Consider the following 16,032-nt stretch of genomic DNA (forward strand, 5'->3'; position numbering starts at 1 on the left):
GGAATGATGACCACGGCGAAACAGTCGGTAGCCGCGGACCCGTCCGCTTCCGACCACGAGGCGCTCCTCGGCGAGCTGGTCGAGGCGCTGGGGCGGGTACGTCGCGGCGACCTCCGGGTCCGGCTCCCCAGACGGGCCGGCCTGGCCGGCGAGGTGGCGGACACCTTCAACGACGTGGTGTCGCTCCAGGAGCGGCAGCACCTCGACCTGCGCCGGATCAGCCGGGTCGTCGGCCGTGACGGCCGGCTGACCGAGCGCCTCGACGACGAGGGCCTGGACGGCTCCTGGGCGGAGGGGCAGCGGGCGGTCAACTCGCTGATCGACGACCTGGGCCGCCCGACCACGGAGATCGCCCGGGTGATCGTGGCGGTGGCCGACGGCGACCTGTCCCAGCACATGGCGCTGGAGATCGATGGCCGGCCGCTGCGCGGTGAGTACCTGCGCATCGGGCGGACCGTGAACACCATGGTCGACCAGCTCTCGTCGTTCGCCGACGAGGTGACCCGGGTGGCCCGGGAGGTGGGCACCGAGGGCAAGCTGGGCGGCCAGGCCGACGTCCGGGGCGTCGCCGGCACCTGGAAGGACCTCACCGACTCGGTGAACACCATGGCGTCGAACCTCACCGGCCAGGTGCGGTCGATCTCCCAGGTGGCGACGGCGGTGGCGAAGGGCGACCTGTCGCAGAAGATCACGGTCGGCGCGCGCGGCGAGGTGGCCGAGCTGGCCGACACGATGAACTCGCTCACCGACACGCTGCGGCTCTTCGCCGAGCAGGTGACCCGGGTGGCCCGCGAGGTGGGCACCGACGGGAAGCTCGGCGGCCAGGCCGAGGTGCCGAACGTGGCCGGCACCTGGAAGGACCTGACCGACAGCGTCAACTCGATGGCGTCGAACCTGACCAGCCAGGTCCGCAACATCGCCCAGGTCTCGACCGCGGTGGCCCGCGGCGACCTCTCCCAGAAGATCACCGTGGCCGCGCAGGGCGAGATACTGGAGCTGAAGGACACCGTCAACACGATGGTGGACCAGCTCTCGTCGTTCGCGGACGAGGTGACCCGGGTGGCCCGCGAGGTGGGCATCGAGGGCAAGCTGGGCGGTCAGGCCCAGGTGCGCGGGGTCTCCGGCACCTGGCGCGACCTCACGGAGAACGTGAACCAGCTCGCCGGCAACCTGACCAGCCAGGTCCGGAACATCTCGCAGGTGTCCACGGCGGTGGCCAAGGGCGACCTGTCGCAGAAGATCACGGTGGACGCCCAGGGCGAGATCCTGGAGCTGAAGAACACCGTGAACACGATGGTGGACCAGCTCTCGTCGTTCGCCGACGAGGTGACCCGGGTGGCCCGCGAGGTGGGCACCGAGGGCAAGCTCGGCGGGCAGGCCCAGGTCAAGGGGGTCAGCGGCACCTGGCGTGACCTGACCGACAACGTGAACTCGATGGCGTCGAACCTGACCAGCCAGGTGCGGAACATCGCCTCCGTCACCACCGCGGTCGCCAAGGGCGACCTGGGCCAGAAGATCACGGTGGACGCCCGGGGCGAGATCCTGGAGCTGAAGTCGACGGTCAACACGATGGTCGACCAGCTCTCCTCGTTCGCCGACGAGGTGACCCGGGTGGCCCGCGAGGTGGGCACCGAGGGCAAGCTGGGCGGCCAGGCCCAGGTACGCGGCGTCGCCGGCACCTGGCGTGACCTGACCGACAACGTGAACTCGATGGCGTCGAACCTGACCGCCCAGGTGCGCAACATCGCGCAGGTGTCCACGGCGGTGGCCAAGGGTGACCTGTCGCAGAAGATCACGGTGGACGCGCAGGGCGAGATCCTGGAGCTGAAGTCGACGGTCAACACGATGGTCGACCAGCTGTCGTCGTTCGCCGACGAGGTGACCCGGGTGGCCCGCGAGGTGGGCACCGAGGGGAAGCTCGGCGGTCAGGCCCAGGTGAAGGGCGTGAGCGGCACCTGGCGTGACCTGACCGACAACGTGAACTCGATGGCGTCGAACCTCACCAGTCAGGTGCGGAACATCGCCTCGGTCACCACCGCCGTCGCGAAGGGTGACCTGTCGCAGAAGATCACGGTGGACGCGCAGGGCGAGATCCTGGAGCTGAAGTCGACGGTCAACACGATGGTCGACCAGCTCTCGTCGTTCGCCGACGAGGTGACCCGGGTGGCCCGCGAGGTCGGCATCGAGGGCAAGCTGGGCGGTCAGGCCCAGGTGAAGGGGGTCAGCGGCACCTGGCGCGACCTCACCGAGAACGTCAACCAGCTCGCCTCCACCCTGACCACCCAGCTCCGGGCGATCTCCCAGGTCTCCACCTCGGTGACCCGGGGCGACCTGACCCAGCGGATCAGCGTGAAGGCGCAGGGCGAGGTCGCCGAGCTGAAGGACAACATCAACCAGATGATCGTCACCCTCCGGGAGACGACCAAGAAGAACGCCGAGCAGGGCTGGCTCGACTCGAACCTGGCCCGGATCGGCGGCCTGCTCCAGGGCCAGCGTGATCTCGGCGAGGTCTGCCGCATGATCATGATGGAGGTGACCCCGCTGGTCGACGCGCAGCTCGGCGCGTTCTTCCTGGCGGACAGCTCCGAGGGGAGCGTGCGGCTGCGGCTCACCGCCTCCTACGGCTACGTCGCCCGGGGGCACGATGTGACCTTCGGGCCCGGCGAAGGGCTGGTCGGGCAGGCCGCCCTGTCCCGGCGGACCATCCGGGTCAACGCCCAGCCCGACGGGCGCCTGGTGCTCCGTTCCGGCCTGGCCGAGACGCCCCCGGCCGACCTGGTGGTGCTGCCGATCCTCTTCGAGGGCGAGCTGCTCGGCGTGATCGAGTTCGCCGGTGTGACCACCTTCTCCGAGCTGCACCTGGCGTTCCTGGAGCGGCTGGTACTCACCATCGGCGTCGCGGTCAACACCATCCAGGCCAACCGGCGTACGGAGGAGCTGCTGGCGCAGTCGCAGCGGCTGGCGCACGAGCTCCAGGAGCAGTCGGCGGAACTCCAGCGCACCAACGCCGAGCTGGAGGACAAGGCGAAGCTGCTGTCCGAGCAGAAGACGAACATCGAGACGCAGAACCGGGAGATCGAACTGGCCCGGCTCGGCCTGGAGGAGAAGGCGCAGCAGCTCACCCGGGCGTCGGCGTACAAGTCGGAGTTCCTGGCCAACATGAGCCACGAGCTGCGTACGCCGCTGAACTCGCTGCTCCTGCTGGCCCGGCTGCTCGCGGAGAACCCGGAGCAGAACCTGAGCCCGAAGCAGATCGAGTTCGCCCGGACCATCCACAGCGCCGGGTCGGACCTGCTCTCCCTGATCGACGACATCCTCGACCTGTCGAAGATCGAGGCGGGCCGGATGGACGTGGAGCCCACCGAGATCCACTTCTCCGAGATCCGCGGTTACGTCGAGCAGGCGTTCGCGCCGCAGGCCGAGGAGAAGGGGCTCGACTTCCAGGTCCGGATCAGCAAGGACCTGTCGCCGGCGCTGGTCACCGACGCCCAGCGGTTGCAGCAGATCCTGCGCAACCTGCTCTCCAACGCGGTGAAGTTCACCGACAACGGGGCGGTGACCCTGCGCATCGCACCGGCCGCCGAGAACGCGGTCTTCGACGTGCCGGCGCTGACCAACGCCCGGCAGGTCATCGCGTTCACGGTGATCGACACCGGCATCGGCATCTCGGACGACAAGCTCTCGCTGATCTTCGAGGCGTTCCAGCAGGCCGACGGCACCACCAGCCGGCGCTACGGCGGCACCGGCCTGGGCCTGTCCATCAGCCGGGACCTGGCCCGCCTGCTCGGCGGCACGATCACGGTGGCCTCCGCGCCGGGGCAGGGGTCGACGTTCACCCTCTTCGTACCCGACGTGCTGGCGCCGGACGCGGTGGTGGCGCCGGCGCCGCCCTCGCCGCAGCGCGCGGGCCTGCCGTCGTCCCTGCTCATGCCCATGGAGTTGCCGCAGCCGCAGGAGACGCCGGCCACCCGCCGGCTGGAGGGCGTGACCGTTCTGATCATCGACGACGACGTCCGGAACGTGTTCGCGCTGACCTCTGCGTTGGAACTTCACGGGATGACCGTGTTGTACTCGGACAACGGGGCGGACGGCGTCCGCCAACTGGCCGAGCATCCGGAGGTGGACATCGTGTTGATGGACGCGATGATGCCGGACCAGGACGGCTACGAGACGACCGCGCAGATTCGGCGCAACCACCGCTTCGCGGACCTGCCGATCGTGTTCCTGACCGCGAAGGCGATGCCCGGTGACCGGGAGTCGGCGATCGCGGCCGGGGGCAGCGACTACATCACCAAGCCGGTGGACCTGGACGAGCTTATCGAGATGATGGCGTCCTGGATCGGCCGGAGCCGAGGCGAGGAGAATCCGTGACCCAGATGGCCAAGGCGCTGCTGGTCGACGACCGGCGGGAGAACCTGATGGCTCTGGAGGCGATCCTCCAGGGGCTTCCGGTGCAGTCGGTCGCCGTGGAGAGCGGCGAGGCGGCGCTCAAGCAACTCCTGGTGGACGACTTCGCGGTGATCCTGCTGGACGCCCAGATGCCGGACATGGACGGCTTCGAGACGGCCACCCACATCAAGCGGCGGGAGCGGACCCGGCACGTGCCGATCATCTTCCTGACCGCGGCGGACAAGGACGCCCAGCTCGCCCTGCGGGGCTACGCGGTCGGCGCGGTCGACTACCTGACCAAGCCCTTCGACCCCTGGGTGCTGCGGGCCAAGGTGTCGGTCTTCGTCGAGCTGTGGGTGAAGACCCGGCAGCTCGCCGCCCAGTCGGACCTGGTGCGGGAGCGCGACGCCCAGTGGCGGGTGCTCACCGACGCGGTGGACGAGGCGACCGCGCTGCTGCGCGCCGACGACGACCAGGAGTCCCGGGAGCGGGCGGTGGACCTGCTGGAGCAGGCCCGCTGGGGCAACACCGCCTGAGCGCTCAGGCGCCGGCCTGGTCGCCGTGTCCCGTCGCGGCGCGCCGGGCCCGCCACCGTTCGCCGAGGGCGTCGATCTCCTCCTGTACGAAGAGGAAGAAGTCCCGCATCTCGGCCACCCGCTCGCCCGCCGGGGTGTTCCGCCCTTGTAGCGCGTCCACCCCGCCGTTGGCGATGTCGATGAAGTTCTTGTAGAGGCCGGTCTTGGTGATGGTGGCCTCGTACCAGGGGTTGGCCGGCATCCGGTAGCGGTCCCGGCGGGAGCCCTTGACCGGCTCGCGGACCAGCATGCCGAACTGGGTCAGGTAGCGCACCGCGCCGGACACGGCCGCCGCGCTGACCCCGAGCCGCTCGCCGATCTCGGCGGCGGTCAGCGGCTCGTCCGCGCTCATCACGGTGAACAGCACCCGGCCGGCCATCCGGGGGAAGCCGACGTCGGCGAAGGCCATCGCCATCCGTTCGACGAAGAGGTGGACCTCCTCCTCGTCGGGGCGGGGTGGCGGGGTCATCGGCGTCATCTCCTCGGTGCTCATCGCGTCCGATCGTCTCTCAGATCTCACTGTCTTCACAAGTTTGTGAAACGAGCGTAGCTTCCGAAGTATGGAAACTCCCATTGAGGTGTCCGGCCTGGTGAAGACCTTCGGCCGGACCCGAGCGCTCGACGGACTCGACCTGACCGTCCGCGCCGGCGAGGTGCACGGCTTCCTGGGCCCCAACGGCGCCGGCAAGTCGACCACCATCCGGGTGCTGCTCGGTCTGCTGCGGGCGGACGCGGGGGCCGTCCGGCTGCTCGGCGGCGACCCGTGGCGGGACGCCGTGGCCCTGCACCGCCGGCTCGCGTACGTGCCGGGCGACGTCACCCTCTGGCCCAACCTGAGCGGCGGCGAGGTGATCGACCTGCTCGGCCGGCTGCGCGGTGGGCTCGACCCGAAGCGCCGGGCCGAGCTGCTGGAGTCCTTCGAGCTGGACCCGCGCAAGAAGGGCCGGGCCTACTCCAAGGGCAACCGGCAGAAGGTCGGCCTGGTGGCCGCGCTCGCCTCCGACGTCGAGCTGCTCATCCTCGACGAGCCGACCTCCGGGCTCGACCCGCTCATGGAGGAGGTCTTCCAGCACTGGGTACGCCGGGCCAAGCAGGACGGCCGGACCGTGCTGCTCTCCAGCCACATCCTGGCCGAGGTCGAGGCGCTCTGCGACCGGGTGACGATCATCCGGAACGGCCGGGCCGTCGAGTCCGGCACCCTCACCGAACTGCGCCACCTGCACCGCACCTCGATCGACGCCGAGGTCGCCGCCCCGCTGAACGGGCTGGCCGACCTGACCGGCGTGCACGACCTGCGGGTGGACGGCAACCGGGTGCGCTTCGACGTGGACTCCGCCGCGCTGGACGCCGCCCTGCATTGCCTCACCGAACTGGGCGTACGCAGCCTGGTCAGCACGCCGCCGACGCTGGAGGAGCTGTTCCTGCGCCACTACGAGGCGGTCCCCGAGGAGCTGACCCGATGAGCACGCTCACCGGAACCCGCCACCTGGCCCGGCTCATCCTGCGCCGGGACCGGGTCCTGCTCCCGCTCTGGGTGCTGATCCTCGCCGTGCTGCCGATGACGTACGCGACCAGCTTCTTCGAGCTGTTCCCCACCGATGCCGAGCGCGCCGCGTACGCTGCCGGCACCGCCCGCAACCCCTCGATCGTCGCGCTGCTCGGCCCGGTCTACGGCGAGAGCGTCGGCGCGCTGACCGCCCAGCGCGGCGGCTTCCTGCTGGTCATCGTGGCGCTGGCCAGCCTGCTCACGGTCATCCGGCACACCCGGGTCGAGGAGGAGGCCGGCCGGCGGGAACTGCTCGGCGGCGGGGTGCTCGGCCGGCACGCCGGGCTGACCGCCGCGCTGCTCGTCACGTACGCGGCCGACCTGCTGCTCGGCCTGCTCACCGCGGCCGGGCTGGCGTCCACCGGGCTGTCGGCCGCCGGCTCGTACGCGTACGGCCTCGGCGCCGCGCTGACCGGCGTGGTCTTCGCCACCCTCGGCGGGCTGTCCGCCCAGCTCACCGAGACGGCCGGCGGGGCCCGGGGCATCGGGATCGCCGTCCTCGGCGCCTCGTTCGCGCTGCGGATGGTCGGGGACACGGCAAGCAACGACTGGCCGAGCTGGCTCTCCCCGCTGGGCTGGGCCCCGCGGATCCGGCCCTACGAGGGGGAGCGCTGGTGGGTGCCGGCGCTGCCGCTGCTCGCGTCGGCGCTGCTCGCCGCGGTCGCGTACCCGGTCTCGGTGCGCCGCGACCTGGGCGCGGGGGTGCTGCCGCCCCGGCTCGGGCCGGCCACCGCCGGCCGGGCGCTGGCCGGCCCGTTCGGGCTGGCCTGGCGGCTGCACCGGGGACAGATCCTCTGGTGGTCGGTCGGCTTCGGCCTGCTCGGGCTGATCCTCGGCGGCGCCGCGGAGGCGGCCGGCCGCTCGGTCGAGGGGAACCCGCAGCTGGAGCAGATCATGTCCCGGATCGGCGGGGCCTCCGGACTGGCCGACGCCTACCTGGGCGCCACGCTCAGCCTGGCCGGCCTGGCCGCGGCCGGCTACGGCATCCAGGCCGCGTTGCGGATGCGCGCCGAGGAGTCCGCCGGGCACGCCGAACCGGTGCTCGCCACCGGCATACACCGCTCGACCTGGCTGCTGTCGCACGTGGTGTTCGCGCTGCTCGGCCCGGTCGTGGTGCTCGCCGTGACCGGCCTGGCCACCGGCCTGACCTACGGGCTGAGCGTGCAGGACGTGCCCCGGGAGCTGCCCCGGATGCTCGGCGCGGGGCTGGCCCAGGCGCCCGCCGCCTGGGTGCTGGCCGGTCTTGCCGTGCTGCTCTACGGCCTGCTGCCCCGGCTCGCCCCGGTCGCCTGGGCGCTGCTGGCGGTCTGCGTGCTGCTCGGTCAGCTCGGCGCGGTGCTCGAACTCGACCAGTGGCTGCTGGACCTCTCCCCGTTCACGCACACCCCCCAGGTCCTCCGCGACACCTGGAGCGCCACCCCGCTCTGGACCCTCGCCGCCCTGGCCCTGGCCCTGGCGGCGGCCGGACTGACGGCCTTCCGCCGCCGCGACGTCCCGATCACCTGACCCCGCACCAGCCCTGGTCGATCATGAGGTTGACGGCACCGAGGAGATCCACATCGCCGTCAACTTCATGATCGCCGGAGCGGTGGGGTCAGGGGGCGGTTTCGTTGCGGATCATCAGGGCTGAGCGGAGGCCGGTGATGTCCAGGACGCGGAGGAGGAAGTCGCCGACGTTGCTCAGGACCAGCAGGCTCTGGGCGTGGCTGGCCTTGCGGCTGAGCACCACGAGGGTGCCGAGGCCCTGCGAGTCGCAGAAGGTGACCCCGCCCAGGTCGAGCACGATGCGTGGCGGGGGATCGGCCAGCACCTCGTTGACGACTGTCGACAGCTGGGCGGCCGTGAGCATGTCGATCTCACCGGCGAGGCGAAGCACCGCTTCGTCTCCGGTCCGATGTAGCGTGATGGACAGTTCGGCACGATCCACCCGGTCAGCCTATCGCGATCTCGACCAACGGGCCCGTCGAGCAACCCGCCGGTCGGTGCGCCGCGCCGAACGGACGAGGCGTGAGCCGGGTAACCCCCGCTGCGGGGTGCCTGCCGATCAGCCGCCCGGCGCTGACACAATGGCGGCATCGTGACCGACACCTTTTCCGCCGGATCCGGCCGCTACCCGGCCGACGCACCGGCCTCCGAGGCCCTGTTCGACCGCGCCAAGGCCATCGTGCCCGGCGGGGTCAACTCCCCTGTGCGCGCGTTCCGTGCCGTCGGCGGCACCCCGCGCTTCATGGTCCGGGGGGAGGGTCCCTGGCTCTTCGACGCCGACGGTCGTCGCTACGTCGACCTGGTCTGCTCCTGGGGCCCGCTGATCCTCGGTCACGCCCACCCGGCGGTGGTCGAGGCGCTGCGCGAGGCCGCCGCGCTCGGCACCAGCTTCGGCACGCCGACCCCGGGCGAGGTCGACCTGGCCGCGGAGATCGTCGCGCGCACCCCGGTCGAGCAGGTCCGCCTGGTCAACTCGGGCACCGAGGCGACCATGTCGGCGATCCGGCTGGCCCGCGGGTTCACCGGCCGCGCCAAGATCATCAAGTTCTCCGGCTGCTACCACGGCCACTCCGACGCGCTGCTGGCCGCCGCCGGCTCCGGCGTGGCCACCTTCGGGCTGCCCGACTCGCCGGGCGTCACCGGCGCGGCCGCCGGCGACACCATCGTGCTGCCGTACAACGACCTGCGCGCGGTCGAGGAGGCCTTCGCCGCCGAGGGTCCGCACATCGCGGCGGTCATCACCGAGGCGGCCGCCGGCAACATGGGCGTGATCGCCCCGCGCGACGACTTCAACCAGCAGCTCGCCCGGATCGCCCACGCGCACGGCGCGCTGCTGATCGTCGACGAGGTGATGACCGGGTTCCGGGTCTCCCGCGCCGGTTGGCACGGCCTCGACCCGTCCGACGCCGACCTGTGGACGTACGGGAAGGTCATGGGCGGTGGCCTGCCCGCCGCGGCGTTCGGCGGGCGCACGGAGATCATGGCGAAGCTGGCCCCGGTCGGTCCGGTCTACCAGGCCGGCACGCTCTCCGGTAACCCCCTCGCCTGCGCCGCCGGCCTGGCCACGCTGCGGCTGGCCGACGACGCGCTCTACCGCCGGCTCGACGAGACGGCCGCCACGGTGGGCAAGCTCGCCACCGAGGCGCTGGCCGCCGCCGGGGTCCCGCACCGACTGTCGTACGCGGGCAACATGTTCTCGATCTTCTTCACCGACGCCGACGTAACGGACTACGACAGCGCCCGCACCCAGCAGGTGCCCGCGTTCAAGGCGTTCTTCCACGCCATGCTCGCCGCCGGCGTCTACCTGCCGCCGAGCGCCTTCGAGTCGTGGTTCGTGTCGGCGGCGATCGACGACGCCGCCCTGGAGCAGATCGCCGAGGCGCTGCGCGGGGCGGCGACGGCGGCGGCAGCGGCAGGACACGGGGGGTAACAACGTGAGCGAGACGGTGGTCCACGTGCTGCGGCACGGCGAGGTGTACAACCCGAACGGCGTCCTCTACGGCCGGCTGCCCGGTTTCCGCCTCTCGGAGCTGGGCGTCCAGATGGCCAAGGCGGCCGCCCAGGCGCTCGCCGAGCGGACCGTGGTGCACGTGGTGGCCAGCCCCCTCGAGCGCGCCCAGCAGACCGCCGAGCCGATCGCCGCCCAGTTCGGCCTTCCGGTCGGGGTGGACGAGCGGCTGATCGAGAGCGCGAACTGGTTCGAGGGCAAGAAGGTCTCCCCGGGCGACGGCTCGTTCCGCGACCCGCGCAACTGGTGGGTGCTCCGCGACCCGGTCACCCCGTCCTGGGGCGAGGCCTACCGGCAGATCGCCGAGCGGATGTTCGGGGCGCTGCACGCCGCCCGGATCGCCGCCGAGGGGCGCGAGGCCGTGCTCGTCTCCCACCAGCTCCCGATCTGGACCCTGCGCCGCTACGTCGAGCGCAAGCGGCTCTGGCACGACCCGCGCAGGCGGCAGTGCGGCCTGGCCAGCCTCACCTCGTTCCACTTCGACGGCGCCAAGATCGTCGGCATCGGCTACTCCGAGCCCGCGGCCCACCTGATCGCGATCTCGCCGACCGCTCGGACGGCCAAGGGAGCCTGATGCGCACCCGGAGGCTCGCCGCCGCCCTGCTCGCCGCCGTCACCGCCGGTACGGCGCTGGTCGGCTGCTCCTCCGGCAGCGAGGAGAGCCGTTGCGCGAGCGACGGCGTCACCATCACCTGCGCGCCCGACCAGCGGTCGAAGACGCCGAAGGTGAGCGGTGAGCTGCTCACCGGCGACAGCTACGACGTCTCCCAGGCCCGCGGCCAGGTGGTCGTGGTCAACTTCTGGGGCTCCTGGTGCGCGCCCTGCCGGGCCGAGGTCGACGACCTGGAGGCCACCTACCAGGCCACCAAGGCCTCCGGGGTGACCTTCCTCGGCATCAACGTGCAGGACAGCAAGGACAAGGCGATCGCCTTCGAGGAGGGCCGGGTCACCTACCCGAGCCTCTTCGATCCGGCCAGCCGGCAGGCGCTCAACTTCGACATCCCACCCAACACCACCCCGGCAACTGTCGTGCTGGACCGGGACGGCCGGGTCGCCGTGGTGATCCGCCGGGCGATCACCCGGGACGAGTTGCAGCCCGTCGTCGAGCGGGTCGCGGCCGAGCAGCCCGGATCCCGCTGATGGGCGAGACGTTCCGCCAGCTCGCCGAGTCCGGTCCGCTGCTGCTGGCCGTCGGGGCCGCGGCGCTCGCCGGGCTGGTCAGCTTCCTCTCCCCGTGCGTCCTGCCGCTGATGCCCGGCTACCTGTCGTACGTCACCGGGCTGGCCGGGGCGGACCTGGAGGGTCGGGCCCGCACGGAGGCCCCCGCGCCCGTCGCGGACGAGCCGAACGGCGGCGGCGTGGCGGTCGCGGCACCCCCGGTGGTCCGGCCGGCGGCCGCCGTGAAGGGGCGGGTGCTGGCCGGCACCATGCTCTTCATCGCCGGCTTCACCGCCGTCTTCACCGCCACCGCGATCCTCTTCTCCGGCGTCGGCAAGCTCTTCTTCGCGCACGAGCGCACGCTGGAGATCGTCATCGGCGCGCTGATCGTGGTGCTCGGGCTCGGCTACCTGGGCGTGGTCCCCGGGATGCAGCGCGAGTTCCGCATCCACCGGCTCCCCGCCGCCGGGCTGCTCGGCGCCCCGGTGCTCGGCGCGGTCTTCGCGCTGAGCTGGATGCCGTGCACCGGCCCGACCCTCGGCGCGGTGCTCGGCATGGCCACCGTCGACGGGCGGACCGACCGGGCGGTGCTGCTCGCCGTGGCGTACTGCCTCGGGCTGGGGGTACCGTTCGTCGTCTTCGGGCTGGGCTTCCACCGCCTGCTCGGGGTGTTCCGCGCCGTCCGGCGCAACAGCCGCTGGGTCACCCGGATCGGCGGCGCTCTGCTGATCCTGATCGGCGTGGCGCTGGTCACCGGCGGCTGGCAGGACTTCGTGATCTGGCTGCAGACGCACGTGGGCGTGGGCGAGGTGAGCATCTGATGACGACCGTGGACGACCGGCCGGCCGCGCCGCCCGCCGGAGCGCCCCGGCGACGGGTCAACCCGGTGCTGGCTCTGGTACGCAACTCGTGGCGGCAGCTCACCAGCATGCGTACCGCGCTGATCCTGCTCTTCCTGCTCGCGATCGCCGCCATCCCCGGCTCGGTGCTGCCGCAGCGCGGGGTCAACCCCGAGAAGGTCAACGAATACTTCGTCGACCACCCCGACCTGGCGCCCCGGCTCGACCAGCTCGGCATGTTCGCGGTCTTCGGCTCGGTCTGGTTCTCCGCGATCTACCTGCTGCTCTTCACCTCGCTGGTCGGCTGCGTCCTGCCCCGGGCCCGCGACCACGTCCGCGCGCTGCGGATGCGGCCGCCCGCCGCCCCGAAGCGCCTGGAGCGGTTGCCCCAGCACGCGGTGCTGGAGGCCCCGGCCGCCGCCGACCCCGAGGCGATCGCGGCGGTGCTGCGCCGGCGTCGCTGGCGGGTCACCGTCCGCGGCAACGAGGTCTCCGCCGAGAAGGGCTACCTCAAGGAGACCGGCAACCTGCTCTTCCACGTCTCGCTGGTCGCCGTCCTGCTCGGGGTCGCGGTCGGCTCCTGGTACGGCTGGCACGGCAACCGGCTGCTGGTGTCGGGCGCGGACAACGCCTTCTGCAACACCCGGCAGCAGTACGCCGAGGCGTCGCTCGGCCCGCGGGTGGACAGCGCCGACCTGCCGCCGTTCTGCCTCACCCTGGACCGGTTCGAGGCGGACTACCTGGCGTCCGGGCAGGCGTCCCGCTACTGGGCCACGGTGACCGTGGACCACCTGGACGACGGGTCGACGCGGACCGCCGGCTTCTCGGTCAACTCGCCGCTGCGGCTCGGCCCGGCCAACGTCTACCTGCTCGGCAACGGGTACGCGCCGATCCTGAGGTACACCGACAGGTACGGCCGTACCCAGACCAGCACTGTGCCCTTCCTGCGGACCGGCGACGCGAACGCCACCGAGGAGGGGGTCGCCGCCTTCCCGGACGCGAACGTCGACCCGAAGACCGGGAAGCGCGCCCCGGACCAGCAGGTCGCCTTCGACGGGCTCTACCTGCCGACCGCCCCGGACAGCGCGCCGTTCGTCTCGTCCCGGTTCCCCGCCGAGCGGAACCCGGCGGTGGTGCTGGCCGCGTACCGGGGCAACCTGGGGCTGGACGCCGGCATCCCCGGCTCGGTCTACCAGCTCGACCAGCGGCAGATCACCAGCGGCAAGCTGAAGCAGATCGGCGACAAGAAGCTGGGCCTCGGCGAGAAGTGGACCCTGGACGACGGCAGCACGCTGGAGTTCGTGGGCACCCAGCCGTACATCACCATCTCGGTCCGGCACGCCCCCGGCCAGACGATGATGCTGTTCGCCTGCGGGACGCTGCTGCTGGGCCTGATGGGCTCGCTCTTCGCCCGGCGGCGCCGGGTCTGGTTCCGGGTGACGCCCCCGGACGGTGGATCTCCGACGAGCGGTAGTAGCTTGGTGGAGGCCGGTGGGCTGCCGCGCACCGAGCATCCGGGGTTCGCCGACGAGTTCGCGCAGCTCGTCGCCGCGGTCAGCGACGACGGGCGGGACGACCGGCAGGCGCGAGAAGGAGACGAGTGATGTCCGCACTCTCCGACCAGCTGGTCACGTTCGCGATCCTGGCGTACCTGGTCGCGATGATCAGCCACGCCGTCGAGTACGCCCTGGGCAACGCCCGGAAGGTGCCGGCGGCCGCCCCGGCCCGGGAACTGGTTGGCGCCGGCGTCGGTGGCCCCGGCGGGACGGTCGAGGAGCCGGTCACCCCGGCCGCGACCCGGCCCGGCCGCTCCGCCGCCCGAGCCGTGCTGGCCGGGCGGATCGCCGCCTGGATCACCACGCTCGCCGCCGCGCTGCACCTCGGCGCGGTGGTCACCCGGGGTCTCGCCGCCGAGCGGATGCCCTGGGGCAACATGTACGAGTTCGTGCTGACGGTCACCTGGATCGGGGCGGCCGCCTGGCTCGCGGTGCTCTGGAAGCAGCCGTCGCTGCGCCGGCTCGGGCTGTTCCTGACCCTGGTCATGGTGCTGCTGCTGGCGTTCGCCGAGCTGAAGCTCTATGTCCAGGTCGTGCCGCTGATGCCGGCGCTGCAGTCCTACTGGTTCGTCATCCACGTGTCGACGATCATCTTCGCCTCCGGCATCTTCCTGTTCGGCGTGGTGCCGGCCGTGGCGTACCTGATGCGGGCCGGCTGGGAGCGGGGGAAGCGGAGCTTCCCGTACACCCTGGCCCGGCGGCTGCCGGCGGCGGCCGGCCTGGAGCGGCTGACCTTCACGCTGCACGCCTTCGCCTTCCCCGTCTTCACCTTCGCGGTGATCGCCGGGGCGATCTGGGCCGAGGCGGCCTGGGGCCGAGCGTGGGGCTGGGACCCGAAGGAGACCTGGGCGTTCATCTCCTGGGTGGTCTACGCGGGCTACCTGCACGCCCGGGCCACCCCGAGCGTCAAGCGGAACGTGGCCACCTGGATCGCCGTCGTGGGCTTCCTGACCATGCTGATGAACCTGTTCGGGGTCAACTTCTTCTTCACCGGCCTGCACTCGTACGCCGGCGTCAACTGACGCCTCAAACAGGACCGCCTGCCGGAGGACGATGTCCGCATGGACGATGCGTACGTGGTGGGTGATCCGGACGGGCTCAGCCCTCTGCAGGCCGAGATCCGGGACGCCGTGGCCCGTGAGCTGCACGCCCAGTTCGCGCTGCGGGCCGACCGCCTCGATCTGGCCGACCTGCCCGAGGTGGCGTACCAGATCACTCTGCGCGTCGACGAAGTGCTGACGACCCGGCGACCTAGCCGCTGACTGGTCGAGATCTTGGACACTTGCCGTTCGGTGCGAACGGTAACTGTCCAAGATCCGCGAGCTGACTGGCGACGCCGGCAGAGGCACCGCCCGATCTCGGGCGTCAGCCGCCGAACCAGCCGGGGACGTCGAGGCGGAAGACGTCGGCCGGGACCATCCGGCGCAGGTCGTCCTCGATCGCGGCGACCCGGTCCGCGCCCAGGGTGGCCGCCCAGCGGTCGCGCAGTTCGTCGAAGACGACCGCCGACCGGCGCAGCCCGTCGTGGCCCTTCGCCGTCATGCGGACCAGCTTGCGCCGGGCGTCGGCGGGGTCGTCGGCGCGTTCCAGGTAGCCGAGCGCGACCAGGCGGTCGACGGTCTTGCCGGCCGCCTGCTTGGAGACGCCGAGGCGCTGCCCGAGGTCGGAGGCGGTGGTGCCGGCGGGGCCGACGGCCTGGAGCACGAAGCCGTGGGCCGGGCGCAGCTCGGGGTGCCCCTGCCGGGCCAGCTCGGCGTGCAGGTCGTCGATGAGCGTGCGGAAGCCGGCGAGCAGGAGCAGCGGGAGCGCGAAGCCCGGGCGGTCAGGCGTTGCCATGTTCGACAACCCCGTTTACTATCTCGTCAACCACGTTGACTATCTTACCTGAGGGGTACCCGTCATGTCCCGCTCGTTCTTCACCGCCCACACCCTCGACACCGCACCCGCCGCCGCCCGTCCCACCATGGCCACCGTTCACCGCAAGCTCGGCCACCTGCCCGGGGCGGTGGCCCTGATGGCCGAGTCGCCCGAACTGCTCAAGGGTTTCCTCACCGCCAACGCCGTCTTCGAGTCGACCGACCTCGACCCGATCGCCCGGGAGGTGGTCGTGCTGACGGTGGCCACCCGCAACGAGTGCCACCTCTGCGTGGCCATGCACACCGCGACGCTCACCCGGCACGACGCGGCGCCCGTGCTGATCGAGGCGCTCCGGGCCGGCGCCGCCCTGCCCGACCCGCGCCTGGAGGCGCTGCGCCGGTTCACCGTCGCCGTGCTCGACCACCGGGGCGCCGTCCCAGACGACGAGCTGGACGGCTTCCTCGCCGCCGGCTGGCAGCCGCGGCACGCGCTGGACGTGGTGCTCGGCGTCGGCACCTACACGATCTCGACCTTCGCCAACCGCCTCACCGACGCCCCGCTCGACCCACCGCTGGCGCGCTACGCCTGGGCGCCGGCCGCCTGAGCGGCCCGGCGGCAC

At 71.9% G+C, this 16,032-nt stretch carries 15 protein-coding genes; 12 read left to right on the forward strand and 3 right to left on the reverse strand.

The window, feature by feature from the left end; translation table 11 throughout:
* The first annotated feature begins 6 nt into the window (after positions 1-6).
* Positions 7-4,371 (forward strand): hybrid sensor histidine kinase/response regulator, encoded by a 4,365-nt coding sequence (locus AC0OLQ_RS02600; RefSeq protein ID WP_484532253.1) that lies wholly within the window; start codon positions 7-9, stop codon positions 4,369-4,371.
* Entirely contained in the window at positions 4,368-4,925 is a 558-nt protein-coding gene (locus AC0OLQ_RS02605; protein WP_357332386.1) for a response regulator, read from the forward strand. The genes AC0OLQ_RS02600 and AC0OLQ_RS02605 overlap by 4 nt, the downstream gene beginning before the upstream one ends.
* A gap of 4 nt (positions 4,926-4,929) precedes the next feature.
* On the opposite strand, the gene AC0OLQ_RS02610 is transcribed toward AC0OLQ_RS02605, so the two are convergent.
* Positions 4,930-5,457 (reverse strand): GbsR/MarR family transcriptional regulator, encoded by a 528-nt coding sequence (locus tag AC0OLQ_RS02610; RefSeq protein ID WP_484530047.1) that lies wholly within the window; start codon positions 5,455-5,457, stop codon positions 4,930-4,932.
* Positions 5,458-5,524: 67 nt separating this feature from the next.
* On the opposite strand from AC0OLQ_RS02610, the gene AC0OLQ_RS02615 reads away from it, so the two are divergent.
* Together AC0OLQ_RS02615 and AC0OLQ_RS02620 are read left to right on the forward strand one after the other, a co-directional pair.
* On the forward strand, positions 5,525-6,427 hold the full coding sequence (locus tag AC0OLQ_RS02615; RefSeq protein WP_484530048.1) for an ABC transporter ATP-binding protein: 903 nt from the start codon (positions 5,525-5,527) through the stop codon (positions 6,425-6,427).
* Positions 6,424-8,016: an ABC transporter permease gene (locus tag AC0OLQ_RS02620; RefSeq protein WP_484530049.1), complete on the forward strand. Its 1,593-nt coding sequence runs from the start codon at positions 6,424-6,426 to the stop codon at positions 8,014-8,016. Before AC0OLQ_RS02615 ends, AC0OLQ_RS02620 begins: the two co-directional genes overlap by 4 nt.
* An 88-nt stretch (positions 8,017-8,104) precedes the next feature.
* On the opposite strand, the gene AC0OLQ_RS02625 is transcribed toward AC0OLQ_RS02620, so the two are convergent.
* A complete protein-coding gene (locus AC0OLQ_RS02625) occupies positions 8,105-8,437 on the reverse strand; it encodes an STAS domain-containing protein (protein WP_091261368.1) in 333 nt (110 codons plus the stop codon).
* A 150-nt stretch (positions 8,438-8,587) separates the two neighbouring features.
* Between AC0OLQ_RS02625 and hemL the strand changes: the two genes are divergently transcribed.
* The 7 genes from hemL to AC0OLQ_RS02660 are packed head-to-tail and all read left to right on the forward strand — an operon-like array spanning position 8,588 to position 14,818.
* Positions 8,588-9,925 (forward strand): glutamate-1-semialdehyde 2,1-aminomutase, encoded by a 1,338-nt coding sequence (gene hemL / locus AC0OLQ_RS02630; RefSeq protein ID WP_357332395.1) that lies wholly within the window; start codon positions 8,588-8,590, stop codon positions 9,923-9,925.
* 4 nt (positions 9,926-9,929) lie between these two features.
* On the forward strand, positions 9,930-10,577 hold the full coding sequence (locus tag AC0OLQ_RS02635) for a histidine phosphatase family protein (RefSeq protein ID WP_484530050.1): 648 nt from the start codon (positions 9,930-9,932) through the stop codon (positions 10,575-10,577).
* On the forward strand, positions 10,577-11,143 hold the full coding sequence (locus tag AC0OLQ_RS02640; protein WP_484530051.1) for a TlpA family protein disulfide reductase: 567 nt from the start codon (positions 10,577-10,579) through the stop codon (positions 11,141-11,143). Before AC0OLQ_RS02635 ends, AC0OLQ_RS02640 begins: the two co-directional genes overlap by 1 nt.
* The gene (locus tag AC0OLQ_RS02645; RefSeq protein WP_357332401.1) at positions 11,143-11,982 is read left to right on the forward strand and encodes a cytochrome c biogenesis CcdA family protein; all 840 of its coding nucleotides are present in this window, start codon (positions 11,143-11,145) and stop codon (positions 11,980-11,982) included. Before AC0OLQ_RS02640 ends, AC0OLQ_RS02645 begins: the two co-directional genes overlap by 1 nt.
* Positions 11,982-13,604: a cytochrome c biogenesis protein ResB gene (locus tag AC0OLQ_RS02650; protein WP_357332403.1), complete on the forward strand. Its 1,623-nt coding sequence runs from the start codon at positions 11,982-11,984 to the stop codon at positions 13,602-13,604. The genes AC0OLQ_RS02645 and AC0OLQ_RS02650 overlap by 1 nt, the downstream gene beginning before the upstream one ends.
* Complete coding sequence (gene ccsB / locus AC0OLQ_RS02655; protein ID WP_484530052.1) at positions 13,604-14,578, forward strand: c-type cytochrome biogenesis protein CcsB; 975 nt, start codon at positions 13,604-13,606, stop codon at positions 14,576-14,578. Before AC0OLQ_RS02650 ends, ccsB begins: the two co-directional genes overlap by 1 nt.
* Positions 14,579-14,617: 39 nt before the next feature.
* Positions 14,618-14,818 carry a hypothetical protein gene (locus AC0OLQ_RS02660; RefSeq protein WP_484530053.1) on the forward strand — a complete coding sequence of 67 codons (201 nt, stop codon included), beginning with the start codon at positions 14,618-14,620 and terminating at the stop codon, positions 14,816-14,818.
* Positions 14,819-14,921: 103 nt separating this feature from the next.
* On the opposite strand, the gene AC0OLQ_RS02665 is transcribed toward AC0OLQ_RS02660, so the two are convergent.
* Positions 14,922-15,392 carry a MarR family winged helix-turn-helix transcriptional regulator gene (locus AC0OLQ_RS02665; protein ID WP_357332409.1) on the reverse strand — a complete coding sequence of 157 codons (471 nt, stop codon included), beginning with the start codon at positions 15,390-15,392 and terminating at the stop codon, positions 14,922-14,924.
* 64 nt (positions 15,393-15,456) lie between these two features.
* On the opposite strand from AC0OLQ_RS02665, the gene AC0OLQ_RS02670 reads away from it, so the two are divergent.
* Positions 15,457-16,017: a carboxymuconolactone decarboxylase family protein gene (locus AC0OLQ_RS02670; protein WP_484530054.1), complete on the forward strand. Its 561-nt coding sequence runs from the start codon at positions 15,457-15,459 to the stop codon at positions 16,015-16,017.
* The last annotated feature ends 15 nt before the right edge of the window (positions 16,018-16,032 follow it).

This window comes from Micromonospora sp. Utrum1 (assembly GCF_057197805.1).